Source organism: Erwinia sp. SLM-02, assembly GCF_037450285.1.
In the GTDB taxonomy this organism is placed as follows: Bacteria; Pseudomonadota; Gammaproteobacteria; order Enterobacterales; family Enterobacteriaceae; genus Erwinia.
The window spans coordinates 1,320,287-1,344,958 of sequence record NZ_JAQISN010000001.1; the positions used below are offsets into that span (position 1 = coordinate 1,320,287).

General features: G+C 54.2%; 32 protein-coding genes and 1 pseudogene. 7 read left to right on the forward strand and 26 right to left on the reverse strand.

Annotation, left to right across the window (positions count from 1 at the left end; genetic code table 11):
- The first annotated feature begins 9 nt into the window (after positions 1–9).
- The gene (gene arsC / locus PGH32_RS06065) at positions 10–435 is read left to right on the forward strand and encodes a glutaredoxin-dependent arsenate reductase (protein ID WP_337893479.1); all 426 of its coding nucleotides are present in this window, start codon (positions 10–12) and stop codon (positions 433–435) included.
- Between the two features lie 208 nt (positions 436–643).
- Here arsC and PGH32_RS06070 read toward each other — a convergent pair whose 3' ends face one another.
- The 18 genes from PGH32_RS06070 to PGH32_RS06155 form a co-directional block, all read right to left on the reverse strand.
- The gene (locus PGH32_RS06070) at positions 644–1,738 is read right to left on the reverse strand and encodes a phage tail protein (protein ID WP_337893480.1); all 1,095 of its coding nucleotides are present in this window, start codon (positions 1,736–1,738) and stop codon (positions 644–646) included.
- 2 nt (positions 1,739–1,740) lie between these two features.
- The gene (locus PGH32_RS06075; protein ID WP_337893481.1) at positions 1,741–2,457 is read right to left on the reverse strand and encodes a hypothetical protein; all 717 of its coding nucleotides are present in this window, start codon (positions 2,455–2,457) and stop codon (positions 1,741–1,743) included.
- Positions 2,458–2,464: 7 nt separating this feature from the next.
- Positions 2,465–5,428, reverse strand: a complete 2,964-nt coding sequence (locus tag PGH32_RS06080; RefSeq protein WP_337893482.1) for a hypothetical protein — start codon at positions 5,426–5,428, stop codon at positions 2,465–2,467.
- Between the two features lies 1 nt (position 5,429).
- Complete coding sequence (locus PGH32_RS06085; protein WP_337893483.1) at positions 5,430–6,032, reverse strand: phage tail protein I; 603 nt, start codon at positions 6,030–6,032, stop codon at positions 5,430–5,432.
- Positions 6,025–6,924: a baseplate assembly protein gene (locus tag PGH32_RS06090; protein ID WP_337893484.1), complete on the reverse strand. Its 900-nt coding sequence runs from the start codon at positions 6,922–6,924 to the stop codon at positions 6,025–6,027. Before PGH32_RS06090 ends, PGH32_RS06085 begins: the two co-directional genes overlap by 8 nt.
- Positions 6,911–7,279: a GPW/gp25 family protein gene (locus PGH32_RS06095; protein ID WP_337893485.1), complete on the reverse strand. Its 369-nt coding sequence runs from the start codon at positions 7,277–7,279 to the stop codon at positions 6,911–6,913. The genes PGH32_RS06090 and PGH32_RS06095 overlap by 14 nt, the downstream gene beginning before the upstream one ends.
- Positions 7,276–7,860: a phage baseplate assembly protein V gene (locus PGH32_RS06100; protein ID WP_337893486.1), complete on the reverse strand. Its 585-nt coding sequence runs from the start codon at positions 7,858–7,860 to the stop codon at positions 7,276–7,278. The genes PGH32_RS06095 and PGH32_RS06100 overlap by 4 nt, the downstream gene beginning before the upstream one ends.
- Complete coding sequence (locus tag PGH32_RS06105; RefSeq protein WP_337893487.1) at positions 7,860–8,498, reverse strand: phage virion morphogenesis protein; 639 nt, start codon at positions 8,496–8,498, stop codon at positions 7,860–7,862. The genes PGH32_RS06100 and PGH32_RS06105 overlap by 1 nt, the downstream gene beginning before the upstream one ends.
- Positions 8,495–8,953, reverse strand: a complete 459-nt coding sequence (locus PGH32_RS06110; protein ID WP_337893488.1) for a phage tail protein — start codon at positions 8,951–8,953, stop codon at positions 8,495–8,497. Before PGH32_RS06110 ends, PGH32_RS06105 begins: the two co-directional genes overlap by 4 nt.
- Positions 8,950–9,192: an Rz1-like lysis system protein LysC gene (gene lysC / locus PGH32_RS24685; protein ID WP_443112740.1), complete on the reverse strand. Its 243-nt coding sequence runs from the start codon at positions 9,190–9,192 to the stop codon at positions 8,950–8,952. Before lysC ends, PGH32_RS06110 begins: the two co-directional genes overlap by 4 nt.
- Positions 9,098–9,493: a DUF2570 domain-containing protein gene (locus PGH32_RS06120; protein WP_337893490.1), complete on the reverse strand. Its 396-nt coding sequence runs from the start codon at positions 9,491–9,493 to the stop codon at positions 9,098–9,100. Before PGH32_RS06120 ends, lysC begins: the two co-directional genes overlap by 95 nt.
- Positions 9,490–10,041, reverse strand: a complete 552-nt coding sequence (locus tag PGH32_RS06125; RefSeq protein ID WP_337893491.1) for a lysozyme — start codon at positions 10,039–10,041, stop codon at positions 9,490–9,492. The genes PGH32_RS06120 and PGH32_RS06125 overlap by 4 nt, the downstream gene beginning before the upstream one ends.
- Complete coding sequence (locus tag PGH32_RS06130) at positions 10,038–10,319, reverse strand: hypothetical protein (RefSeq protein ID WP_337893492.1); 282 nt, start codon at positions 10,317–10,319, stop codon at positions 10,038–10,040. The genes PGH32_RS06125 and PGH32_RS06130 overlap by 4 nt, the downstream gene beginning before the upstream one ends.
- Complete coding sequence (locus PGH32_RS06135) at positions 10,310–10,510, reverse strand: tail protein X (protein ID WP_337893493.1); 201 nt, start codon at positions 10,508–10,510, stop codon at positions 10,310–10,312. The genes PGH32_RS06130 and PGH32_RS06135 overlap by 10 nt, the downstream gene beginning before the upstream one ends.
- Positions 10,510–11,007, reverse strand: a complete 498-nt coding sequence (locus PGH32_RS06140) for a head completion/stabilization protein (protein WP_337893494.1) — start codon at positions 11,005–11,007, stop codon at positions 10,510–10,512. Before PGH32_RS06140 ends, PGH32_RS06135 begins: the two co-directional genes overlap by 1 nt.
- Positions 11,008–11,108: 101 nt before the next feature.
- Positions 11,109–11,933: a phage terminase small subunit gene (gpM, locus tag PGH32_RS06145; RefSeq protein WP_337893495.1), complete on the reverse strand. Its 825-nt coding sequence runs from the start codon at positions 11,931–11,933 to the stop codon at positions 11,109–11,111.
- 46 nt (positions 11,934–11,979) lie between these two features.
- A complete protein-coding gene (locus PGH32_RS06150; RefSeq protein ID WP_337893496.1) occupies positions 11,980–13,023 on the reverse strand; it encodes a phage major capsid protein, P2 family in 1,044 nt (347 codons plus the stop codon).
- 23 nt (positions 13,024–13,046) lie between these two features.
- On the reverse strand, positions 13,047–13,874 hold the full coding sequence (locus PGH32_RS06155) for a GPO family capsid scaffolding protein (RefSeq protein WP_337893497.1): 828 nt from the start codon (positions 13,872–13,874) through the stop codon (positions 13,047–13,049).
- A gap of 157 nt (positions 13,875–14,031) precedes the next feature.
- Between PGH32_RS06155 and PGH32_RS06160 the strand changes: the two genes are divergently transcribed.
- The 3 genes from PGH32_RS06160 to PGH32_RS06170 all read left to right on the forward strand — a co-directional run bounded on the left by PGH32_RS06160 (position 14,032) and on the right by PGH32_RS06170 (position 17,603).
- Positions 14,032–15,756: a terminase large subunit domain-containing protein gene (locus PGH32_RS06160; protein ID WP_337893498.1), complete on the forward strand. Its 1,725-nt coding sequence runs from the start codon at positions 14,032–14,034 to the stop codon at positions 15,754–15,756.
- Positions 15,756–16,808, forward strand: a complete 1,053-nt coding sequence (locus PGH32_RS06165) for a phage portal protein (RefSeq protein ID WP_337893499.1) — start codon at positions 15,756–15,758, stop codon at positions 16,806–16,808. Before PGH32_RS06160 ends, PGH32_RS06165 begins: the two co-directional genes overlap by 1 nt.
- Before the next feature lie 459 nt (positions 16,809–17,267).
- Entirely contained in the window at positions 17,268–17,603 is a 336-nt protein-coding gene (locus PGH32_RS06170; protein ID WP_337893500.1) for a hypothetical protein, read from the forward strand.
- A 575-nt stretch (positions 17,604–18,178) separates the two neighbouring features.
- On the opposite strand, the pseudogene PGH32_RS06175 reads toward PGH32_RS06170, so the two are convergent.
- The 7 genes and pseudogenes from PGH32_RS06175 to PGH32_RS06205 all read right to left on the reverse strand — a co-directional run.
- Positions 18,179–20,251, reverse strand: a pseudogene (locus PGH32_RS06175) (replication endonuclease); the annotation flags it as partial.
- Entirely contained in the window at positions 20,248–21,111 is an 864-nt protein-coding gene (locus PGH32_RS06180; RefSeq protein WP_337893501.1) for a DNA adenine methylase, read from the reverse strand. The pseudogene PGH32_RS06175 and the gene PGH32_RS06180, both read right to left, overlap by 4 nt.
- Entirely contained in the window at positions 21,108–21,335 is a 228-nt protein-coding gene (locus PGH32_RS06185) for a TraR/DksA family transcriptional regulator (RefSeq protein ID WP_337893502.1), read from the reverse strand. Before PGH32_RS06185 ends, PGH32_RS06180 begins: the two co-directional genes overlap by 4 nt.
- Entirely contained in the window at positions 21,335–21,568 is a 234-nt protein-coding gene (locus PGH32_RS06190; protein ID WP_337893503.1) for a DUF2732 family protein, read from the reverse strand. The genes PGH32_RS06185 and PGH32_RS06190 overlap by 1 nt, the downstream gene beginning before the upstream one ends.
- Positions 21,569–21,797: 229 nt before the next feature.
- Positions 21,798–22,073, reverse strand: a complete 276-nt coding sequence (locus tag PGH32_RS06195; RefSeq protein WP_337893504.1) for a hypothetical protein — start codon at positions 22,071–22,073, stop codon at positions 21,798–21,800.
- Entirely contained in the window at positions 22,070–22,276 is a 207-nt protein-coding gene (locus tag PGH32_RS06200; protein WP_337893505.1) for a DUF4761 domain-containing protein, read from the reverse strand. Before PGH32_RS06200 ends, PGH32_RS06195 begins: the two co-directional genes overlap by 4 nt.
- A gap of 48 nt (positions 22,277–22,324) precedes the next feature.
- Positions 22,325–22,585, reverse strand: coding sequence for a hypothetical protein (locus tag PGH32_RS06205; protein ID WP_337893506.1), 261 nt, complete (start codon positions 22,583–22,585; stop codon positions 22,325–22,327).
- A gap of 100 nt (positions 22,586–22,685) precedes the next feature.
- Between PGH32_RS06205 and PGH32_RS06210 the strand changes: the two genes are divergently transcribed.
- Positions 22,686–22,988 (forward strand): helix-turn-helix domain-containing protein, encoded by a 303-nt coding sequence (locus PGH32_RS06210; RefSeq protein ID WP_337893507.1) that lies wholly within the window; start codon positions 22,686–22,688, stop codon positions 22,986–22,988.
- 55 nt (positions 22,989–23,043) lie between these two features.
- Here the strand turns inward: PGH32_RS06210 and PGH32_RS06215 are convergent, their stop codons facing one another.
- Positions 23,044–23,277, reverse strand: coding sequence for a hypothetical protein (locus PGH32_RS06215; protein ID WP_337893508.1), 234 nt, complete (start codon positions 23,275–23,277; stop codon positions 23,044–23,046).
- Here PGH32_RS06215 and PGH32_RS06220 point away from each other — a divergent pair.
- Positions 23,267–23,611, forward strand: coding sequence for a hypothetical protein (locus PGH32_RS06220; RefSeq protein WP_337893509.1), 345 nt, complete (start codon positions 23,267–23,269; stop codon positions 23,609–23,611). The genes PGH32_RS06215 and PGH32_RS06220 overlap by 11 nt on opposite strands.
- Positions 23,611–24,600 (forward strand): phage integrase, encoded by a 990-nt coding sequence (locus tag PGH32_RS06225; RefSeq protein WP_337894269.1) that lies wholly within the window; start codon positions 23,611–23,613, stop codon positions 24,598–24,600. Before PGH32_RS06220 ends, PGH32_RS06225 begins: the two co-directional genes overlap by 1 nt.
- The last annotated feature ends 72 nt before the right edge of the window (positions 24,601–24,672 follow it).

Genomic DNA, 24,672 nt, shown 5'->3' on the forward strand with positions numbered 1-24,672 from the left:
GATACTGATATGAGCAACATTACCATCTATCACAACCCGGACTGTGGTACTTCACGTAACACGCTGGAGATGATCCGTAACAGCGGTAACGAACCAACAATTATTTATTACCTCGATACGCCACCGACACAAGAAGAGCTTACCAGGCTGATTTCAGAAATGGGGATTTCTGTACGTGCATTGCTGCGTAAGAATGTTGAGCCTTATGAGCAGTTGGGTCTGGACGAAGATAAATTTTCTGATGCGCAGTTGATCGATTTTATGCTTCAGCATCCGATCCTGATTAACAGGCCGGTAGTAGTGTCGCCGTTAGGGACACGACTTTGCCGTCCTTCAGAAATTGTGCTGGATATTCTCCCTGAAGGTCAAAAAGGTTCTTTCACCAAAGAGGATGGAGAAAAGGTGATTGATGAGGCGGGGAGACGGTTTAAGTAACCTGGCTACTTCACATTAGCGGACGCTGTGCGTCCGCTTGTCGCTCAAGGCAGACTGTCAGATTTGGTTATGCTCTACCCGCGAAACCTGTCAGCCCAAGTCTGAGCTAATACAGCTAACAACCTGTTCTGAGCAATAAAAAAGCCCCGTTTCAGGGGCTTTCTTCTAGCGGCAGAAACTGCCAATTCTGACCATGCTGCAGGTGTTTTTATGCGGTACGCGCCCAGCACATCAGCAGGGTATGTGCCTCAACGACGCTTATCGTTTTACCCTGGCCGAGTGCCTCAGTTTCACCGCTAACGGAGCGCTCCGGGACCGTCAGGCTGATGGTGTGTTTATGGGGCTGGATCTCCACAGGTACAGGGACGTCACCCATTTCCACATCATCCAGTGAAAAGCGGCCTTTGCTGTTCTCACGCCCGTCAGCGCCAAAGCGATACACGTTAAACTCCGCGCTGCCTGCATCCGTGGTTTCCACATTGTTCAGTTCAGCAGATTCCGCTTTACCGGACACATTGATTTTTTCAGCTGGCAGATTTTCACGCTTGATTGTCGCGGTATCACTGCCGCTGGTCTGGCCGACGTTGCTACCGTCAGCCTTTCCCACGCGGATAGATTTATTCTCGCCGGTGTAAATCCATGTTGACCACGGATACAGTGTGTTCGGGTCAACCTTCTTCGCGTAGAACCGTACCGTGCCAACGGGGTTTTCTTCCTCCCAGAAATCGCGCCGTGCAGTCTCTACCGCTTCTTCAATGCTGTTGTTAATAAGCTCTTTCAGGGTTTTATCAAGCTCGCCGACTGTCTCGTCGGTATAGTCTTTAGCGGCATTTTCTGCGTCGGTGACGCTCTTGACTGTCGCCAGCACGACTGATGGATCGGCAATCAACTCCACCGCACCTGTACTGCTTACCCTCAGTTGCATCCTGATAACCTGGAACCGCCCTGAACCTTCCGCCAGTAATGGCTTATAGGTTTCCGGCATGTTTCCCACCGCAACGCACGTTCCGTCATCAGTAAACACGGCCATTTCGCGCAGCCAGAACCCCCCGGCCTGCGGGGGGATAATCATCTCGGCTTCGATAACGCTGGCATTACTGTCTGTTATATCCAGCCGATTCAGGGTGCCCCGGTAGACTTCATTAACCAGCCCTTTCCACTCAGGCTCTGGCCTCGGCAAATTACCCAGGCCATCCCCGACAGCCATAGACGTTATTTCAACGGGCTGACCGGTGACAGCGGCGCGGGCTATTTTTTCATTACCGGCAACTGTCGTAACGGCATAAAACGGATTTGCAGTCATGCTCACCCCTCGCGCGAATTGATGACTTCAATTCCTGTTCTGATGGCGGCCTTGCGCTGGGCCGGTGTCAGAAAACCATCATAAACGGCAACAAATCCCACCGAACCGTCGCACGTACCGCCCGAAACCCCCTGACCGATAATCAGCGGGCGTACCCAGTGGGTGATATTAATCGGCGAAGTAAACTCATTCGGAACAACATCACCGTGCTGGTTTTCCATGCGAAGGGACTCAGCAGACAGCGTGATGCACAGAATATTCCATTCATTTTCAACGAAAGTCGGTGAGCGGTAGCTGACGCCGGTTCCCGACGGATAAACGACCTGGACGCGTACGGCTTTATCATTCGGTGAAAAATCGACACAGAAGCCGCTGCCGCTCCCCTCTGTCATCTGCCGACAGTCCAGGAACGTTGAAAAGGCGTCGAATGAGTTCGGTTTTACCGCGCACAATACGGAGATAGCGTCTTTACTGGCGATAAAATCCGTACTGGCACCGCCACCCTGTCGGGTGAAATCCAGCCCGTAGTTTTTAATTACTCCACCGCCCTTGGTGACTTTCCATCCATGTCCGCTGTTATCCAGTGGATTAAACAGATCGAACGATGCCAGGCACGGCAGAGGGATATCATCAACCAGTGGCGATTTCACCACGACAAAATCATGATCCCAGCTGTCCAGGGGGATAACTTTATTACACAGAATACGAAGACCGTTCATGGTGACCTCAGATAAAAACAGAAGAAGGGATATTCGGGGCTTTGGTGACATCCCCCCGGTTTTCGTTAGATGCGCCACGAAGTGAACCATCGTATGACACGCCGCCAGCCGGATTAAGCCAGGTGCAGCCAAAGGCAACAGCGTGCGCGCTGTCAAAATAAAGATTACCGGCCAGATTAGGCATTAACTGAATATCTGAACCGTTAATGCGCATTCGACTTTCTGCGTTACCGTTCAGGTAACGGGCAAGCGAGCCACCTGTAACGTGAACAGTACTGATTGCACCGCGAGTATCAACAACTGCATTAGGGCAGTTATCCAGCGTGATTTTTGGGATCCATGAGTATGGGGATGTTTTGTATTCATCCGTCCAGTTTGCTGAAGTCCCTGGCAACCACACCGTGTTGTTGGTATCTAACTCTACGGTGGGATTATTTATTACACTGACAATATCGCGGCCTATAACCTCTGCGTTAGTCCCGTCCGGGCGTTTTTTACGGCGGGAGCCGAACGTATTTTTATACAAATCATCAGCAAAACGGATCAGGTTCATATGAACATTGTATTCTTTCGGCACATTGATCGCGGTCATGCCGTCAACACTGATCATCTCCGGCAGGTACGTTTTGTACCCGGTAGTTGCAGTATCGATACGCTCACTGCGAATAAAGCGAACAGCAGTGAAACTGAAGTTCCCTGGCGTCGCAGCAAAGTTAAGAACATTTTGGCAGTCAACCACGACATTCTTAATCGAGATCCGGTTAAAGCATTTGGTATCATGTCGGTCATTCGTTGTTTGAGTGCCTACAGGGCGAACAATGTCATAACCAATGGTGGAGGCAGTAAACGGAATATCCGTTGTGTCGAACTTAATAAGCAGCCCGTCAATTTCTAATACGCCGTCACAGTCGCAGGCATAATCTTCCCGTGCCTGCACCAGATAGTTTTGTTTTGCTTCGCCGCGAGTATTCTGACTGTTGACCGGAATAATGTGCGTCAGATCTTTAAACTTCCAGACCCCTCCGCCGTGCGCATTAATACCATTGCCTTTCAGCGTGACATTGTATCCGCGAACGTTATACCCGAAAGTATGCCAGTCAATGCGGTTCATCATGCAGTCACGGAACGTGATTTCTTTGGTGCCGTGATGGCCGTTAACACCCCAGCCATACATGCCCGTGAAGTCACGGACCTGCATGTTAATACAGTCGCGGAACGACAGCACGTAAGCCCCGGCATACTGAAATGACCCGTCGCACTGACCGCCACGGTATTTAACGTCGAAAACCTCGTGTGCAGAAATCTTCACCCAGGCAGGTGCAGAGCCGTAGGCATCTGTGCGCAGCGACATTTCCCCGATAATGGTCATCGGACGGTAAATTTCGATGTTATAAAACCGGCGACTGTTGCCGGACTCATGGAAGTGCGGCGGCTCGAAAGTAAGATAGCTGTCTTCTTTCGGAACGATAAACGCCTCTGCCACCGACCCGTCAGGGATGTTCTCCACCATCATATCCGTCAGCGCGCCGTTCTTGCCGATACGGGCGAAATCACGGTACAGCACCTGCTGGCGCGGCACATCGACAAGCCCGTTACGGGAGTACTTGACCGCACTGGAGCGCACGAACAGCAGCCCGCCGCGATACGGATACAGGTCCGGCATAGGGAGCTGGCAGCTTCCCGCTTTCAGATACTTTGCATAGGTGGTGTTCAGCGCAGCAATCTGCGCAGCTGTCAGCTGAATACGCGCTTTCCGGCTGCGGATGATGAACATACGCACCGGCTCGGGTGCATCATCATCCAGTCCGGGGATAGGTCCCCAGCGGTCCTCAGCAACCCCGGAGATATCCGTGGTGACGATGGTCGAACCGTTCAGATTTGTGCAGGTGTAGACATTCCACTCGGTGTTTTTCCACAGAAACACGCCGTCATTCTGCCTGACCGGAATATTCATCTTTTTGGCAAAATCAAAACAGGCGGCAATCCGGTCATCCGCAGGTGTCTGGTCAGCCATGAGCGCGGCAGCGCCAGCGCGGTCGCCGGTAGCGGCTTTAACTGCGAATGTCAGGTAAGTTGCACCGGGCACGCGTGGCGCGCCGAACATATCCCACGACACAGAATCAGCCTGCCTGATCCAGCGCCGTCCCAGCACATCAACCAGACAGCCGCCTCCATCGTCAGGCGAGCTCGTGTCGCTGGCATCCACAACAAAACGACCGGAAATACGGTTACCAACCACATCTTTTACTGTCGCAGGGCCGCTGTACTGACGAATAGCGTCATATGTTGCAGCAGTATCGCCGGGGATGATTTCACCGGACTGCCCGCCACCACTTCCGCCCCCGTTGCCACCAAAGCCGACAACCGTACCATCTTCTTTCACGCCCGCTATGACCAGACCGTTCGTCGAGTGAATAGCAAAAAGCCAGCCTGATGGCGCATAGTTGTCGATGGCGTGGCCGGAAAAAGTCAGCCCGCTGTCGCCGGTCATCAGTCTGACAATTTCAGTCAGTTCAGTTTTCATATCATCGCGAATACGGAATGCCCGGACGCCGTTTTTTGCGACAAAATCAATCACCGAATCTTCGGACTCAGAAAGTGTTGAGCGTATTACGCTGGATAAATAGGAAACCAGCTCACCCGAAAAAAGTGTTTTGCCTGTAGGCTGAATAACTCCGCCGATATTTTCACATTCGATAAACCAGAAATCGGCATTATCTGTACGGGAGGTGATGATCGCACCTTCGGGTATTTCCCCACGGTCGGCAGCTGCCTGCGCCTCACTGATGCTGAGATACGGACGCTCACCCAGCCGCAGCCCTTCCACCGAATCTTTGAGGTAATTGGTTCTGGACGTCAGCTGACGAGCCTGAATATTGGCCTTCCCGTTTGCGCCCCCGGAAACCATGTCACCACGTTTAATCTGGTAGACTTCATCCACCCAGTCTTTGCCTGCTGTCAGATTCGACATTTTAATCCCCTGAGTAGTAATAAGCGCCGCCGAAATCCACAACGCCGTTATATCTGATACTGTCGTCCGGCTTATATCCCTGCGCATAAACCGTGACGATATCGCCGCAATACATTGCTGCTGCGGTGTGAATTAACCCGCCGGATTTTGTTGCTATGTTCATCTGAGCAAGATGCCTGCTCACTGGTTTTGCATCGGCAATCATGCGCTCAAGCTCAGAGAGTGTTTTTGGGTTAATGCCGACTTCGTTAACGTCCACCTCCAGTCGGAACGTGCCGGGTGCATCACCCACATCGAACCACTCGGCAAACGAGGCGGAAAAGCCCATATCCTCGATCACACGGCGCACCGCTGCGCGCGTACCCTTGCGCCGGTGAAGCCAGTAGGACTGCTGAATAGCGCCAATTTTCTTATCGGCCGGCCAGTCCTTATCCCAGCGGTCAACCGACAGCGCCCAGGCCAGATAGGGCAGCAGCTCCACCGGGCAGGCGGTCGGCGTCCAGATGGTACGCAGGGCAACGGTAATCGCTGACAGCCTGGCTGTGGCGGCCTCGGTGTGGCGCATCCAGTCACCGGCAGATGGCGGCAGCAGGGTGTTATTCATCCGTACCACCATTGTCTACCGTGTATCCGGTGTTGCGTGCTGCCTGGGTGTTGCTGATTTGCAGGTCAGCGGCAGGTGAGTTGATCACCACGCGCTGGACGCCCTGCACGTGTAATGCAGCGGAAAGGGCGGAGCGGACAATATCGCGGCCTATCTTTTTATCGTTGGCAGTGAGGAAGGCCCGCAGTGACGCCATTGCCGCGTTAATAATCGGTTCAGACTCCGGCCCCGGATACAGGTACAGGGTTGCGTCGATCACGTATTCAGTGATTTCCGCACTGCGCACCGTCACACGATCCCCCAGGGGGCGCACCTCTTCATCGTTCACCGCAGCAGATACAGCGGCCAGCAGTTCTGGCGATGCTGTGCCGTCACCCTCGGTGGACAGCACGGCGATCACCACTTCAGCCGGTGACGGGCTGGTTGCGCGTGCGTCAGCTACCTGACCGCTGGCACTGCGGGCAAAAAATTCGTAAGCCGCAGACGGCCCGGCAACGCTCATACCCTCAAAAGCCGACTGTGCCCGCAGGCGTAATGCCTCGTCGCTTTCCATTACCGCATCCGTAGTATCGGTGGCCGCAGTGATGGCCAGGCGCTGCGTGTTGAGGTTCGCAGCGATATTATCCAGATCATCGCCGGTCGCATGGCTGAGCATTGTTGCCGCTGCTCCCTCGTTAATTTGCTGGCGAATCAGCATCTCGCGATACGCGATATCCTGCGCAATCGCGTTCAGCGGTTCAGACTCCAGCGTCAGTGCTGCCGCAACGGCGGCCTGCTGGTCTGCCGGAAACCCCGCAATCATGACTGCTTTGACTTCGGTCAGGATGACTTCGAAGTCCAGCGTTTCGATAATGGCCGGTGACGGCAGTTGCGAAAGGTCAATTGTCGGCATTGCCGGTACTCCTTAGCGTCACCGTGCCGGTGCTCTTTTCCAGTGTTTCCGTCAGCATGCCGGACAGTGCAGCCGTTACTGCGCCGCTGGCAGAGTACGTCACATCGACGGCATCCAGCACTATCCGTGGCTCCCATGCGGCCAGTGCAATGACTGCCGCGCTCATCAGCTGCATGCGGGTTACGTCGTTCTGCGGGCTGTCCAGCAGGTCAGGGCAGAGCGAACCGTAATTGCGGCGCATCAGGCGACTGCCGACCGGCGTCAGCAGAATGTCGTTAACGGACTGCCAGACGTGATCTTCATCGGTCAGGGTGCCGGTGCCGCTTGCGTTCATACCGCGATAGCGTTCGGTCATTGCGTCTCCCTGGTCCAGCTGCCGCCGCTCTGCACTGCGCCGTGCGCGTGGTCATCCACCTGCACCCCGTTAGATTTGAGTGCGCCGCCGCTGTGATTAAAGTTTCCGCGCAGATCGCCACCTTCAGTGATATCCAGTTTCTTTGCCCGCAGCAGTTCTGTGCAGTCAACCAGCGGGGTATCCAGCGTCACTTTTACCGACGCGGTGAGAGTGGCAGACCTGATTCCCGTCACCCGCAGATCGCTGGTTTCAGCGTCATAGCGGAATTTCGCACCGTCCGGGGCAGTCACGACGATCTCTTTTCGTGATGCGCCCGGTGCCGGGTTGTCTTCGCTGTACAGGCTCCCGCCGATAATGGCGTTACTGGTATTGCCGCCCATGCAGAACATCCACACCTGTTCACCCACTGACGGCGGTATCCAGATGCTGAAATCACCGGCGCGCTGGGCGTTCCAGCGCAGCCAGGTCATTTCCAGCGCACCGGATTGCACGCGTACCCGCCAGTTTTCCTCGTCAATCTCCGTCACCGTGCCGGTGCGGATGATGTTTTCCAGCAGGCGGATCAGCTCAGGCAGCTCCATCAGCGGATCTCCATCGTGTCGATCACCTGGCGGGCAATCGCCAGCCGGTCAGCCTTGCTCAGGCCCAGCAGTTCACGGCGCGGATAACTCGCCATCGCACCGCCATCATTGATGCGGTCACGCAGGCCAAACTGATGCGCGCGGGCAATGCGGGCCACCACGCCGGAAAACCCGATCTCAGCCCCGTCTGCGGTGGCGCGCGCCTTGAGGAACGTCGCGGAGCGCAGGCGGCGAAACATCGGATCGGTTTTGGTCGTGTCCCGGCGGGTTTCATTCAGACGGATATCGAGATAGCGCTCAATGTCCTCCCGGTAAAACGAGCGCAGGCCGCCGCGCTCGGTATCAAAGCCGGTCAGCATGCGCCCGCGACGGCCACGGCTTGCACGCCATGTGCGCAGGTTTCGGGTTTCACCCTGCCAGATAAAGCTGATACCGGCCTGAGAACGCAGCACGCGGCGGCGGCGCTTCGCGTATCTGGTGCCGTCCGGGTTTTCCTGCTTGCCGATGCGCTGCGACTGGCTGCGGCGTAGCATTGTGCTGATGCCGCGCGCCATGCGCAGGCGGCCCGCCGGTGCGATGCCCTGAATAATCGCCGCAAAGACGTTATCGAGCTGGTCAAAACGCGCGTCGTCATTCATACCAGCGATCCCCCGTTATCGGATTCAAAAACGGTTTCCCACTCGCCGCCGCTGATGCGCGGGCGGGACTCTGCCAGATGCTCTGCGGTGGTGATGCCGTTCTCAGCCTTGACCATCACGCGCTCCCAGACTGGCACGCGGAAAAGAATGTCCGCAGCCTCATCGCTGATAATGTCGGCATCAAATTCGATCCTGCTGTTGTTATCCGGGTTAAGCAGCAGGTCAGGCTGCTGCTCCCACACCCACTCCAGCAGCGGTAACATCAGGTCATCGATCGCACCAGGGAAGTCCATCGCAAACGCCTGAATGCTGTAGCGGTACATAAACGACGGTTCGCCCGTTGCCTGGATCTCAATACCGCCTTTTTCCACCCACACGGTGATAGCGTCAGGGTTGGCTTTGCACCAGGTGTTCCCGGCAATAAGTGCCTCGCGCAGCAGTTCAGCTTTTTTCACTTGATCCCCCGGGCGATGCGCCGCAGTTCCAGTTCACGAATGCCAGCCTTGTCGGCGTTGCACGTATCCAGCGCATCCAGCAGCGCATCGGACCACGGTGCCAGTTTCCCGTATGTCATCGGCCTGACCGGTGCCGGTGGCACTTCAGTTTTTGCCGTCAGGCTTTCGGGCAAAGGCTCCTGAATAATCACCGGCGGCGACTTCTGCTGCGCGCTGGTACAGGCTGTCAGCCACGGCATCAGGCACAGCAACAACAGCGCACTGTTCACCTGCCAGTGCAGCATTAATTTTTTCACGGCGTGACTCCCCTGATGTGTTGCGGTTTTGTCCCAGCGTTTTCAGCCGGGCTTCAACGTCGCTGATGTCATTGCGCAGTGCCCGGACTTCTTTCAGCACGTCGCCGGTCTGTTTCAGTTCGCCCTGTGCGGTCAGCAGTGATGCCTCGGCCAGGTTGCGTTGATGGCGCTCCCATGCGATACCGCCCACGGCGGCAGCCAGCAGGGTCAACAGCACCACGGCCAGCAGCGGCAACGTTTTCACCCTGCCACCTTCAACGCAGGATCTGACAGGCACCACTGGCTAAACTCGGCACGGCGCTTGACCAGTCCCGGCATTTTTTTCCCGGCGGCGTTCACAAAGTCCGGCAGGCGTTCGCAGACGCCGCGCCAGTCACCGGCCTGTGCGTTGCGCCACAGCGTGGTGCGGACTTTTTTACTCTGCCTGTTCGTGTACCAGGCAAGCCCCGTGCAGCCGACGTTAAACGCGCCATCAGTCATGCTGTCAAATACACGCGGTGGTGCAGCTGCGCCGTTAAATTCGCGGTTCACACACTTTTCGGCGCGCATCACATCGTTAACCCAGCGTTCGGCAATCTCCGCTTCGCTGTGTATCCGGTCCTGCACCTTGCCAGTCGAACCGATCCCCACGGTCAGCTCGCCCGCCGGGCAGTAATACGGGGTTTTGCGGCAGTCTTCATACTTCGCCATCATCTGCTGCGCTTCCGGGCTGGTGCGCAGTGTCTGCGGCCAGAGCGTGGCGGCCAGTGAAATGATCACGGCGGTAGAGCAGGCGATAATGCGTTTTTTCATCGTGGCGTCTTCCTGATATCGGCTATCAAGTCTTTAACGTCTCTGCGGTGTTCGTTGTCGTCACGAATGGCAACGATCAGCTGGCCCAGCAGTGCATTATTCGTCTCCTGACTGCGCGCCATCCGGCGGCGGTGCAGTTCGCCCATCACAGCAGCGGCGACACCAATCACCACACCGATTGCCGCCAGCCAGTCCCGCTGCGTCATCATGCCGATGCTCGTAAGCAGGGTTAGCCAGGAGTAAGTCAGCCAGTTCCAGATACGGTTAATCAGCTCCATAGCTGCACCGTGTCCTTAACCGCCGGTGCGGTGATTTCCGGCATTTCAACCAGCTGGCCTGCGGTCAGGAAAAGCTGACCTGACAGCGCCTTGTTGGCCGCCAGCACCAGTTCGGTCACGCCCTGCGTGGTGCCGTAATGCCGCTGACACAGCAGGTCCACCGTGTCGCCCTGAAGCGCCTGCACTTTCATCAGAACGCCTCCGCAGAGTTACGCACGGTGCCGATAATGTCGGTAATCGCCCAGCGTGCATCGCGCCACATATCATCAGCCTGGGAGGACAGGGAGACCGCACGCTTTTCCCCGGCGCTGCCGGTGGTATCCACATCACGAAACGTCCCGAGTATGTGAGCGCGGGCGATACTGGATACCGCACGGCGGAAGCGGTGAACCTTCACGCTCTCGCCGTCAATCGCCGTGGCTGGCACATCAGCAAGCCGGGCATAACCCGCAGCGAGCTGCACAGCCTGCCACTCTGCCAGCTGGTCAAGGGTGTGGGCCATCCCCTCGATCACTGCTGCTTTCAGCCGGGTGGTGGTAACCGCGCCGTTGATGCGCATTTCTTTACGGATATCACTTAAAACGATCTCCGGCCAGAACGCACCGGCGGTGACTTTCTCCCCGCCGTCGTCCGTGTCCGGCACATCCTCAGAAGAGGGGGTTACTGTGCGACCGGCAACAAGGCTCATAACATCTCCTGAAAAGGTTGGCGGTGAGCGGACGGAGAAAAGCACACGCATTGCGTTGCAGATCTCCGCCCGCGCCGCCAGCGCACGGGGCGCAATTCGGTTTACTGTTCTTTGGTGACGGATACCGCTTTTTTGGCTGCGGGCTTACGTGCGGTGGCCTTGCGTGTCGCAGGCTTGCGCGCTGTTTTTGCCGCCGGTTTTGTGGCCACCACTGCTGGATCTGACGATGCTGCAGCGTTACTTTCTGGCGCACCTTCTGCTGCCTTCTTCACCACGCGGGCCAGCCGGTCAATTTCTTTCTTAACCCCGGCTCCGGCATCGAGCGTCATCGCCAGTCTCAGCAGCTCCAGTGCGGTTGCCTGCTCTTCGGCAGTGCCGTTACGCAGCGCGAACGCGCGCAGCTTATGCAGTTTGGCCCGCACGATGTCAGGCATGTCCTGACTGGCGGTTATCTCCATCACTTCATCGAGCAACGTCAGATATGACGTGACATCGGTGCTTTCGTTGGCCTTGACCTGAACCAGAATCGGGTCACAGATTTCATCAACCAGCACCGTCGCCGCTGTACGGTTAAAGCGGTCAGGCATAGCCAGGCCGTGCGTGACGACATAGCGCCCGATGCGCACTGCCAGCGCCAAATCACCGGCGTCAATCGACCACACCATCAGGGTGACGATCACTTCATCCTGGCGACCGCTGTTACCTTCCAGCGTTCCCTCGATCCAGCCCTCGTAATGTGGCAGCAGGGTGCGCTTCAGTTCGGCTTTCGCCTGGTCAGACTGCACTCGCTTTAATGCACTCTGATCCATACGCAGCCGGTGCATGATTTGTTCGTGCGCGGTGCGCACGGTTTCTGGCTGCGCATCCGTTCTGCCGTGGCGTTCAGCCATGACTTTTTGAAAATGTTTCTGTGCCGGTGTCAGCATTGTCCTGCTCCCGAATAACGGCGGGCCGCAGCCCGCCTGATACGAATCAGCCGCCCGCTGCCTCGGCAAAGGTGATGCCGTCAATAAACGCCACGTTGCCGTAATCTTCGATCACGAAGTCATCGTTCGATGACTGGTATGTTGCGATACGGTTGTAGTGCGGCTCTTCGATAATCGACCGGCGCAGACCACCGCGCTGGTAGTAAACCGACAGGTTTTTGAATGGCGTGATCAGAACACCATTTACCGGGAAATAAGGCGCGATAAACGTCGGCATATTGCCCACGCGCTCCTGTGCGACGATCAGCTGACCGGCCAGCATTTCGCTATTCGGGTTAGTCTGACTCATGGCGTTAATGGCCGGGAAGTTGGTGGTTGTCAGCAGATCACCTGCCAGAATTACCACGTTGTCCGGGTTGCGCTTGTGCCATTCATCCATCAGGCTGTTTTTGGCGTCGTAGACTGCCGCAGTCAGATTTCCATAGGTGCCTTTAGCAATGACTTTGTTATCTTCATCACGTGAGGTGACGGTGACGTCTGAAATAACGCGGTGCGGCGCTTCGGTGCGGATTTTTTGCAGCCAGCCAATACCGCAGTCCTGCAATAGCGGATTTTCAGCGCGGTTGGATGGGTCGCTGTACTTAATGCCGTTAAAGCCAATCATGATGCGGTCCAGTGACATCTGCCGCGCCATAGCGGTACTGATCATCGGCTGGAAGTTCGGCTGATGCGCCCAGGTGTCCATCTGCTCGTAGCTGATCCCATAGTCGTAATTCACTTTACGGCACATGTAATCGTAAGGTTCCATCGCAGCATTGCTACCCGGATTGCGTCGGGTGGTTGAACTGTTATTGACGCCAGCAAGCGGGCCTTTGCTGCCGATTAGCACCTTCTGTCCGATCTGCTGGGTGACACCAAAAACATTGATTTTGCTCAGCAGGCTGTCACTTTCCTGTGCCGCCGCTTCCAGACGCTGCTGCACCGCCGGATCAACAGCAAATTTGGCCGCGACAGCCGATGGCGATACACGGTTAAGCTGCGCCTGCCGGGCGACATACTGCTCAAACAATTGACGGGTAGTGTTTTCCATTCTCGTTACTCTCGTTGTGAATATCAGTAGTCAGCCAGCTGTGCGTTGCCGCCACCGCTGGCCGGAGGACGCTGGCTGAAGTTGCCCGGCGCGCTTTCCAGTTGCTGACGCAGTGCGGACAGGTCGCTGGTCAGTTTCTGGATTTCAGCCTTGTCTGCCGCGCGTTCCTGCTCAGCGGCACTGAACTGGTCGCCGATATCCGCCTGGGCCTGCGCAATCACTTCAATGGTCTGATGCACCTGGCTGAAACGCTGGTCATCCGTTTTTTGCCCTTTCCCCAGAATGCTCATGACACGGGAAAACCACGCCTGACCGTTATCACTGCGCCCCTGATTTTCCTGCACGATTTCCGCATCGAAAGCCGGTGTGAAAAGGGTTGGCTCTGCCGTGGCTGACGAGAAACGCAGGACTTCAGTGCGTTTTTCAGAAGTAAATTTCAGCCGGTCAGTGCCCAGACTTGCCGGGGTATCTGTCATCGCCAGACCGACCAGGTAAGGGCCGTTGGTGAGTGCGAAATTCGGATGGATCTCGACGCTGGAATAAATCTTTTTCCCTTCATCGGTCATCGTTTTCATGCGTGCGGTCGGTTCGATCTCCGCAAACAACGCCACTTCACCGGCCAGTGCGCCCTCGGAGATATCCTCCACGGACAGCGCCACCACATCCCCCATCGCACAGAACGTGCTGTCAGGGATCGGTGAGAGGTAGTGCTCAATATTGACGCGCGCACCGTAGACCGTCGGGTTATACGCTGCGGCCATCTGGCGCAGCTGATCGGGCGTTGTTTTGCGTCCGTCAATCGTTGCGCCGCTGGTCATCACCTTAAATTTCTTACGGGTGTTCTGGGCCATGTTCATTTGCTCGCTTTGTTGAGTTCGCAGTGATGATGGCAGGGGCCAGCCCGCCCGCGCTATGCGTTGTTGTTGTCGGCGAACGGTGAGAACAGGCAGGGCGCGAAAGCATTCGCGCGCGCGGGTTAATCTCCCCGGCAGGAAGCGAGGAGGCTAAATGGCGGTTGAAGAAGCATTCATCATGCAGCGTGCGCGGCAGCTGTACTGGCAGGGTTATCCGCCTGCGGAAATCTCGCGCCTGATGGGTATCAATGCGAACACGATTTACTCATGGAAAAAGCGTGATGAATGGGACACCACCCCCCCGATCCAGCGGGTCACGACGTCGATTGATGCCCGGTTAATTCAGCTGACCGGTAAGGACAAAAAGAGCGGCGGGGATTTCAAGGAAATTGACCTGCTGACGCGTCAGCTGAAGAAGCTGGATAACGGCACGGCGGTGACTCAGCCGAAAAAGAAGGTGCGTAAAAAGCAGAACTTTTTCTCTGAAAGCCAGATCGCGGCACTTCGCGCAAACATCCTTGATTCGCTGCACTGGCATCAGAAGGGCTGGTATGAAAACCATCATCACCGCAACCGGGCGATCCTGAAAAGCCGTCAGGTCGGTGCAACGTGGTATTTCGCCCGCGAGGCGCTGCTGCGGGCGCTGACCGGCGACGTGAAGTACAAGCACCAGCTGAATCAGATTTTCCTGTCTGCCAGCCGTCGCCAGGCCTATCAGTTCCGCAGTTTTATCCGCTCAGCAGCTGAAGAGGTGGACGTTGAGCTGAAGGGCGGTGACATGATCCAGCTTGCGAACGGGGCGGAGCTGCATTTCCTCGGCACGTCGGCCGCAACGGCGCAGTCATACACCGGCAACCTGTATTTTGATGAATTTTTCTGGGTCGGGCAGTTTGCCAACCTGAAAAAAGTGGCCGGTGCAATGGCAACCCTGAAGGGGCTGACACGCACCTATTTCTCCACGCCATCAGCGGAAAGTCATGAGGCTTATCCGTTCTGGTCTGGTGAAGCATTTAACAAAGGGCGCAGCAGCAAAGGCCGTATTGAGTTCGACACGACATGGAAGACGCTGAACAGCGGACTGATGTGCCCGGACAAAATCTGGCGACAGATAGTCACCCTGCAGGATGCCATCGATCACGGGTGGGACCTGACTGACCTGGAAGAAATCCAGCAGGAGAACAGCCCGGAAGAGTATGAAAATCTCTATAACTGCGTCTTCATCAAGAACGGTGAAACGGCATTTGATTACAACCAGCTGCTGACCTGCGGTGCGGACGGTTTTGACGAGTGGCAGGACTGGAAACCTTATGCCGTGCGCCCGATGGCAGACCGCCCGGTATGGATTGGCTATGACCCCAACGGGGCCAGCGGTAAGGGTGACAGCGGGGCGATATCGATCAATGCCGTGCCAGTGGTGCCCGGCGGTAAGTTCCGCACAATCGAGACACACAAAATACGCGGTATGGAGTTTGAAGCACAGGCCGCGCTGATCATCAGCATGCTGTCACGCTACAACGTTCACCACATCGGCATTGACGGTACCGGCATCGGTGAGGCGGTTTATCAGCTGGTTAAGAAGAAGTTTCCTGCGGCAGTTTGCTACCAGTTTTCACCGGCCAGTAAACGGATGCTGGTACTGAAGATGCTGCAACTTATCCGCGCTGGTCGCTGGGAATATGACCGTGGAGAGTATGACCTGATCACTGCATTCAGCGCGGTGCGCAAGGTTGTTACACCAGGCGGCATCATCACGTATGACACAGACCGTGCGCGCGGCGTCAGTCACGGCGATCTGGCGTGGGCAACCATGCTGGCAACCATCAACGAACCTCTGGGCCAAGATGCCAGCGGCGGCGGCATGACCGTAATGGAGTATTAATGAGCAAACGAACCCCAGCGCGCGTCCGCGCCCGGACCTCCGAGCGTGAAGATCTGGCGGCAGCGCTGAAGACCGCGCCCGGCCTCAGTATGTTTACCTTTGACGGGCCCTGGCCGGTAGCCAGTGCCCATGACCTGCTTGATAACATGTACTGCGCCAATAATGGCCGGTACTACGAAACGCCGGTGAGCTGGTACGGGCTGGCCCGCCAGTTCGGTCACGCGAGCTGGCACCAGTCGGCGATCATCTTTAAACGCAACGTGCTGGCAGGCTGCTTTATCCCGCACAAACTTTTATCCCGTCAGGCGTTCTCTGCGTTTGCTATGGACTGGTTTGTATTCGGTAACGCATATCTGGAGATGAGAAAGAACCGGATCGGCGGCTCCTTTGGATTTAAAAACTCGCTGGCCAAGTACACACGGCGCGGATCTGATTTGGATACGTACTGGTTTACGCAGGCGGGCATTGACGATCACCAGTTTGAAACCGGTTCGGTGTGCCACGTCATCAATCCTGACATCCATCAGGAGATATACGGCATGCCGGAGTATTTTGCCGGTCTGCTGTCAGCCAGCCTGGCGCATTCAGCGGATAAGTTCCGCAAGCTGTATTACGACAACGGATCACACGCAGGCTGCATCGTTTACGTTAACAGCGCGATGGCTGACAAAGAAAGTATCGACCAGCTCAAACAGACTCTGACCGATACGCGGCGGGGTGGGGCATTTAAAAATATCCTGCTGCATGCGCCTGAAGGCGGTAAGGACTCGGTGCAGATCCTGCCGTTCAGCCAGATATCGGCGAAAGATGAATTTGCTAACGTGAAATCATCAACCCGCGATGACATTCTGGCGGCCCACCGCGTGCCGCCGCAGCTGATGGGGGCGATCCCGGAGGGTAACGGATCGTTCGGGGATGTAGAAAAAGCGGCCCGCGTGTTTGCCATTAACGAACTGACGCCGGTGATGGAAGCCATGAAGCACGTTAACGACTGGCTCGGTGAAGAGGTGATCCGCTTCAGCCCTTACGCATTACTGACCCCAGCGAATTAACATTCTGGTACCGCACCGTCATTCCCGGCGGTGTGGTATCGCTGCAGCATTGTCATTTCTGTCCATGACAAACACCTGAACCACAATACAACCACCCACATAAACGCAGCCAGCGCCACGCTGGCGCGATATCCCGTTTCCGGTACCCCAAATGCGTATTTCCTGTATGCGTTCGGCACGTTTTTGCTGGCTAAGCCTGACCCCCTGTGCCACCCCAAAGCGCGGGATTGCTCCCCCGCCTCGCCCGCACACAAAACGTACCTCTTTTTGTGCAGGTTTCAAAACCGGTCCGAGCGCCGCCAGCACTGGCGCGGGCGGCTATTAAGAACGGATAAAAAATTGTGCAAAATTGTGCGTTTTTTTGCATGATGAGTGCCTCAATAAGAAAGGCAATAGTATCTAACCCCTTAAGTGCGTAAAACCACAACTCAAAATGACGAATCCGATAAGGAGCGATGTGTGTATATACCTACATGGTTGCTAGTGCTGTTATTTTTATACTTTATCTTCTTACAGTACTCTTATTCTAAAACCTCCAAGGAAAATCATAGGATTAGGGTTAAATACAATGCAGTTGCTCACTCAACAAGAGGTTGGTGGAACCGTTTGAATGGTTCAGTTATGTACAAGGTTTATAATATTGATACGAGTAATCTGGAAGATATCAATAGTGAACTCGGCGCTGAGTTTGCTCCCTCAATTGATATAACAGAATCGATTGAATTAATAAGTGACTTGAAAGGTTTAATTGAAGATTTTAGACAGCTACCTGTGATGCATGAGTATGATGAGTAAATTTGTTAAATTGATGCTTGCGCAAAAAAAATCGACTAACGATTTTGCTGGACAATAAACCGTGAATGTATTCACGGTTGTTGCTGTCGGCAATGATGCCTGTATTGAATAGCGGCATGCTAAATGTGGCTTTTTCTGGATTTATTTTTTTCATCTTTCGATCCCTTTCTGATGTTGTTGAACCTCGCAAGAATTTCATGTGCCCTTGCTGCCTGCTCTAACTCCTGATTTGTGGTGATTTCTGGCTCTTTTCGGCTGTAAATCTGTCCGTCATTTCGGGAGTAATAGCGCTCGCCATTGATGGACAGCTCTCCGCCCGCTGCCAGATGGCGCGCCCACAGCATGAGATTGTTATCGCGCCAGCCCAGTGACTGCGCGAAATCATAAATTTCAGCCACTTTCTGGCTGTCCTCTGGTGCATAGGCTGCTTTTTTCGCTGGTTTTGGTGGGGCTTTCTCACTACGGATGCGCCGGAGGATGTCCCGGCGTTCCTGTCTGGTCGCCTTATTCAGATCAGGTGGCCATGTTTCAGCTGCTGGCACCGTCATTTCTGACGGATGACTGTGGATAACTGTCCCGTTTTTGCTGGTTTTTTGTTCCGGGGGACAGTTATTGCCACGAGTCCAAGGGGCGCTAGCGCCCTGGTCGGCTGAAGCCTCCTGAACGTCAACGGACTTACGAACCTTTTTCCACTTCGTCGCATGCGTGCATATCCGGCCTGCTGCGAGGCGTGACCACACGCCATAAATACGGATGCCGTGATCGCCGTAGGCGTTTGCCTCTTCGTTAATTTCGTATGCGGTGCGGATAAGATGGAGATCGCGCGGTACCAGTACGCCACCCTGTTTCATGATGTAGGTAGCGAAGCAGCCCACATCTGCGGCGGCCAGAACGGCATCAAGGCGTGGATTTTCCAGTACCGGCGCGCCCGGCTTTTTGTCTTTCTGCTGCCTGCCAGCCTGACCGGCCAGCAAACGCAGTTCGCGGTAAGCCTGGCGGCTCGGTATGCCAAAGAAACGGAATTGCTGGACGCGGTGCAGTGATGCCCAGGCAGTAACATGCTCTGCGTTATCACGCAGTGATTTACCGGTTTCTTTGCTGACCTCGTTAGCCAGTCCGCGTCCGTCGATGTTCTTACTGATGTATTTCGATATGTAGCTGGTTGGCGTGCCTTTGCGGCGGTCAATCAGCTTTGATTTGAAGCGAGGGCCAGTATTGTTCCCCAGCTCTGCACGATCTTCACGAATAGAGAATTTCCGCAGCATTGCGGTGACTGCCCGGCGGTCTTTTTTGCGCATAAAGCACAGCAGGTGCCAGTGTACTGTACCGTCATGGTGAGGTTCAGCCACGCGCACGCCATACCAGCGCAGACCAGCCTTGTGCATTGCCTTACGGTAGGCTGCGAACATATTTACCAGGTAATCGCTGCTTTCCCTTACGGTGGCATTTTTCCATGTTGGGTTAGGGCGGCCATTGCTCAGCGTTGCATGGAAGCGAGAAGGGCAAGTGATGGTATAGAAAACCGCACAGTCGCCGCGCATCTCGGCGATCAGCTCCAAGCCCTTTACGCAGGCCATCATTTCATTGCGCCGGTGCGCCGGGTTGCTGCTGCTGGCGTTCACAACGTCTTCCATATCCAGCGTGTCACCGTCTTCATTCACCAACTCATGCGCGCGGAAAAACTCCAGCGCTTTGCGACGCTGTTCGCGCTTATGGATCACCGCCTCATAGCTGACATACGGAGATGCTTTTTTGTTGACCAGGCATACCGCGCGAAGCTGTTCTTCGCGCCATTCGCAGCGCATCTGCCATAACTTGCCATACCACCAGTCGGCACAACGCATACGCCCTATCGATCCGGGAATTACGTCGTAAGGAACAGGTTTGCGGCGGCGCTTTTTGCGTCGCAGCCTGTCAAAGGCGGGCGGGATAACATCAAGGCGCATTGCCTCATCAGCAACGCGCTCCCATACACGCCTGATTTGCTCAGGTAGCGAGTCATCGCCGGTCAGAAACTCGCTGCATGCTGCCTCCAGACACATGTCCATATGCGCGGCAACCAGCGTGGAAAGCCTTTTCACCTGGTTCTGATTCATTTCGGGCATCACCAGCAGGCCGTCCAGACCCTGATGACTCGCCATGAAGCGGAAAGAAATGGATATCTGTGAGTCGCGCACGCGATCGAGGCGCTCAAGGCATGGCCTGACAGTCTCGCGCAGATAGCGTGAATAAGCTTTCGGTCTGTTCAGGCTGTACAGGTAATCAATGCGCTGCAGCATAGGTTTGCTGATGAATGATGGTTGGGCGTGGACGTTCGCACGGATTATCAGATCTGGGCTGAACTGCTGGCGCTCATGGGCCATTTTCGCCCGGCTCAGTAAGTCGGCCTGGTCATTCTCGCGCTGAACGGGATCGCGCGACTCGTTATAGAAATAGCGGTTCCACACCTCATCACTCAGCGCCTCGCGGCGCAGCTGTTCGCGCTCGTTGTCTTTCGCATAGAGAGTGATCAGGTTTGAAAGTGCCGATTCTGGTGCTGCCTGTGCGGAGTCCAGATAAGGATTAACCGCCTTTTTTGGGGCATTCCATGAAAAAGCACCGGCGGCCTCATTTGGGCCGCCGTTTGTAATGGCTTTGGCGTTGCTCAAGACAGAACCTCTTGAACAACAGTGCTCTCATCTCCGGCTGCTGGATCGAAACCAATCCAGTATTTCGGGTTTGACGTTGCGATTATTTCTGCGCCCTTTTTTCCTTCACCGGCAGCAACTGTCACGCTGCGAGATGTGGTGATATGACTCAGGGTGAAGTCATGGTATGCCTTGCGGTTGAACTCGGTATCGCTGTTAGAAACAACAACAGGGAACCCCTTACCGACTAGCTGATTTAGCTGATCAGCGAGCGCTTCATGCTCTGCGCGGGCAAAGCCGCTCGTGTGGTACTGACTGAATGTGCCGTCATACGGCGAATCGCTGTAAATCACATCGCCGGGCTGAACCATTGAAAGGGTGTCGGCGAAGTCTGCACAGATGAACGTTGCTCGTTTGGCTTTGGTAGCAAAGTCACGGATTTCATCAACAGGAAAATACGGTTTGGCTATTTTCTCGTACGGAACGTTAAAGCCGCCGTTCTGGTTGTACCGACACACGCCGCGCCAGGCATGGCGATTTAGATACAGGAACGCTGCTGCCCGATATAGCAAAGTCATTCCCGGATTGTTATTGAAGTCATCGCGCAGAGCGTAATAGTCCTGCTCACTGGCATTCTGGGCGAAAAGTTTCGCCGCCAGCGCAATGAATGCGTTTTCGTGCTGCTGGATTTGCTGGTACATGTTGATCAGATCGCTGTTGATATCAGCGACGAGATAGGCGGGATAGTCAGTGGCCATCATGACGGCGCAAGATCCGCCGAACGGCTCAACCAGGCGCTGGCCGGCTGGCAGAAACTTTTTCAGCTCGGTCATCACTTTTGACTTACTGCCTACCCACTTCAGAGGAGTTTTAACGGTCATAAGGCACCGCCTTGCATGTGCTTTGCGCGGCTCTCAATCAGTGACTGGCAGTGAGTGCAGGTAGAAACGCCCGGCACAGCGATGCGCCGCGCCTGCTCAATTTCTTCACCGCAGGACTCACAGAAAAATGCACTTTCTGCCGTTACATGCGATCTGGCCGCCATGATTTGACGCTCAAGCGTGGCGGCGGCATGTTCCTGCGCAATGTCGATTACGTCAGCCATCAGCAGATCTCCCGAGCCTGGTTATTCATGGCTTCAGCTTCCTGTCGCAGCAGTTCGGCGGCCTCTGCGTAATTGAGCTGGCGTGAGGTGATATGAGCAGCAAGGGAATCCAGGCGGGCAGAGTGGGCAGCAGCGCGATTGCGGCGCTCGTCTAATCTTGTCTCAGTCAGCAGGATATTGATCCCGGCATCGTCCTCGCCGGTTTTAATTGAGCGCTGTTCTAAATTACGCATTTTCTGAACTCCTGAATTTTGGCAATAAAAATCCCGGCGAACAGATACGCCTTTTTATTGACCATTAAGGATTAACGGAAAAGTATTTCGGGATTATCAATAATGCCCGGTTTGGGTATAGGAGATACTCTGCTCTATTGCAGCCCATTCTTGTCAGGGCGCGACCAGATATCTCCTATTTAATGAGGCACTAATCAATGCGTCATTAAATAGGGCCGGTTTTACCCGGCTATGCGGAAAAGTGTTCCAGGCTGACAGGTGAGGGGATTTCGCCGCAATTGCACATGCTGACCAGGGATTCCAGAGCATCAGCGCTGACATCATCACCAGCGGCACGGGCCACGCTGGCTAGCCCTTCCATGCCTACGCTCAGGCGGAAGGCATAATCATTCAGCGACAGCTGGCGAACTGCCTCGGCGGTGGCGACGGCATAATTCAGGTTTTCTTTTTTGTAGTGATATTGCTGAAGCAAATCGTTTAATAGCACTGCGTATGCTTTTTTCATTTCCTCGCCCTTTTAATGATTTTATCTATAGTTTTTTCCGCCTCGGCAGGGGAGAAATCACGGCCCAGATAAATTCCATTGTTAGTTATTTGATATGTCCGGCGTTTTGTTTTGCTGTGCTGCGGGCATATCTGAATGGTGAAACCACAATAAAGGCGCGTGTGTTTAGATATATGGACTGTTGCGCCGGTGAGATTATTCATCTTCATGATTCCTGAATAGCTAAAGAACTATTAAGCAATGCAATTAATTCAGACCTTCATCATCAACGCTTCTTGAGCTTCCGCATACGCTTCTAAAAACTCGTAAACCATATTTACCTGACGCTCCCTGCCTGGCTTGGTTTTGGTGAGAACCAACTTTCCTTCATTGGCCTGCTGCTGAATTGTGCGAACGGTCTGACCGGTGATCTCTGCATATGCAGATAGGGTCAGTTTTGGGTAGGGAAGGCAGAATACAACCGGGCAATCAGGCATTCTTAACAACGTTGGTTTTGGTTTCTTAGCTGTCATGGATTATCCTCTAGGATCACGCCGGATTTAACCGGATTTCATTAGATCTAGGGTAGTAATCTCTACCCTTGATGCGCAGTTTAGGGTGGTAATCTCTACCATGTCAACGAACATTGGAAAAAAAGTAAGGTCTGTAAGGGAAGCTGAAGGGCTGACTAGGGGGCAATTCTTTGAATTGACGGGGATTCCTGAAGGTACACAGAAGTACTACGAGACAGGAAGGGTAGAGAGTGTGGGTAGTGATATCCTGCTGAAAATCACATTACATCCACAGTTCCAAAAATATGCTCTTTGGTTAGTAACCGACACTACATCGGAAGCATCCGGGCAAATCTCTCCGGCTCTCTCCCCTGATGGGCAAAGCAGCACATCGAGCCGCCGAAAAGACCAAAAGGCTGGCTAACTGCTTTAAAAATAAAAGATAAATGGTCTAAGGGCGGGATTTGTTACGAGCGCAATTACTTCTGTTGATGCGGAGCTGCTTTCTTGGTTAAGCAGTCGATTTGTTGATTGTCATCGACCAGTAAATACATAAAACCAGAGCCAGAGCGCAGCTCTTCAGCTGTGCCGAAGCGATCAAATGTAAATGACACTTGGCCGCCTTTCAGCTGCCTTAAGGCGACTAACAAGAAAATCACGGCGCGCTGGATGCGTCCTTTTAGTGATGGAGAGCTATCAATTATGAGTCTCATAAATGCCCTTAGGTTGCGTCTCGATGAAGATTGTAGAGATGATGTTGTAGCAATGCTGGAAAATCAAGGGATTCGCGTGACTAACATCATGCAGTTTTCCGTGTTTGGTTCCGGTAGTCTTGCTGTTTGTTTTGAAACTGCTTCAAAAGCTACTAAGAGCATTCAGAAGATTTTCAACCATATGACTAGCAAGAAGAAAGTTGTTTTTGTAGTAACGTTACCCAATGGTGCATCCGTTAACATCAACATGGCTAACCTAACCCATGAAGAGCAACTGGACATAATTGATAAGGCTGTGGGGGTTATCGTCTCTTCTAAAACTGAGGCGGAATGATGACAATTGCTAAGTTGGAGTCAGGTCAGTACCGTGTCGATGTTCGTCCCCAGGGCAGGGATGGTAAGCGCATTCGCAAGACATTTAAAACCAAGTCTGAGGCGCAGCAATATGAGCGCTGGGTTGTCGCTACCCAGAACAATAAAGAATGGATAGATAAACCCGCTGACAGACGACCGCTTAAGGAATTGATTGAGCTGTGGCGATCGCAGCACGGCAGAACTCTTAAGGACGGCGAGGCTATCTACAAAAAGCTGATTAATATCGCCGAACGAATGGGGCACCCGCGAGCTGATCAAATCAACCGCGCCAGCATTGCCCGGTATCGCGCGTTGCGGCTGGAGGCAGGCATAAAGCCTGAAACCATTAACAAAGATCAAACCATGTTAAGCGGAGTTTTTACTGCTCTGATTGAAACCGGTCTTTTCCACAATGAACATCCGCTAGCTGGTCTTACGCGTATAAAGCGCAGTGCCCGGCAGATGGCTTATCTCACTCAGCCGCAAATAATTGCATTCCTGAACGCATTGGATGGAGATGATCTAAAGGTGGCTCGCCTGTGCCTGGCTACCGGCGCAAGATGGAGTGAAGCCGCAACATTGACGCGGGACGCTGTCATCCCTTTCAAGTGTACTTTTGTTAATACGAAGAATGGCAAAGATCGCACAGTGCCAATTTCAAAGACACTACATCAGGAAATTGCAGGGGAGGGTGACGGACGCGAGTTGTTCCCCGAAGTCGATTATGACAATGTGCGAAAAGTCCTCAAAAAACTGGTTCCCGATTTACCAGATGGTCAAGCTACCCACGTTATGCGTCACACTTTTGCCAGTCATTTTATGATTAACGGGGGCAATATTATTTCGCTTCAAAAAATTCTAGGGCACTCCACCATCCTGCAAACAATGGTCTATGCGCACTTTGCCCCAGACTACCTGAATGATGCTGTGAAGCTTAACCCATTAGCACCTTTGGAAGGGGGTAAGTGATCCACATTTTGCCCAAAACAACAGGATTATGGCGGATTAATGAAGACCAGTGTTTCATCTAACATCAAGATA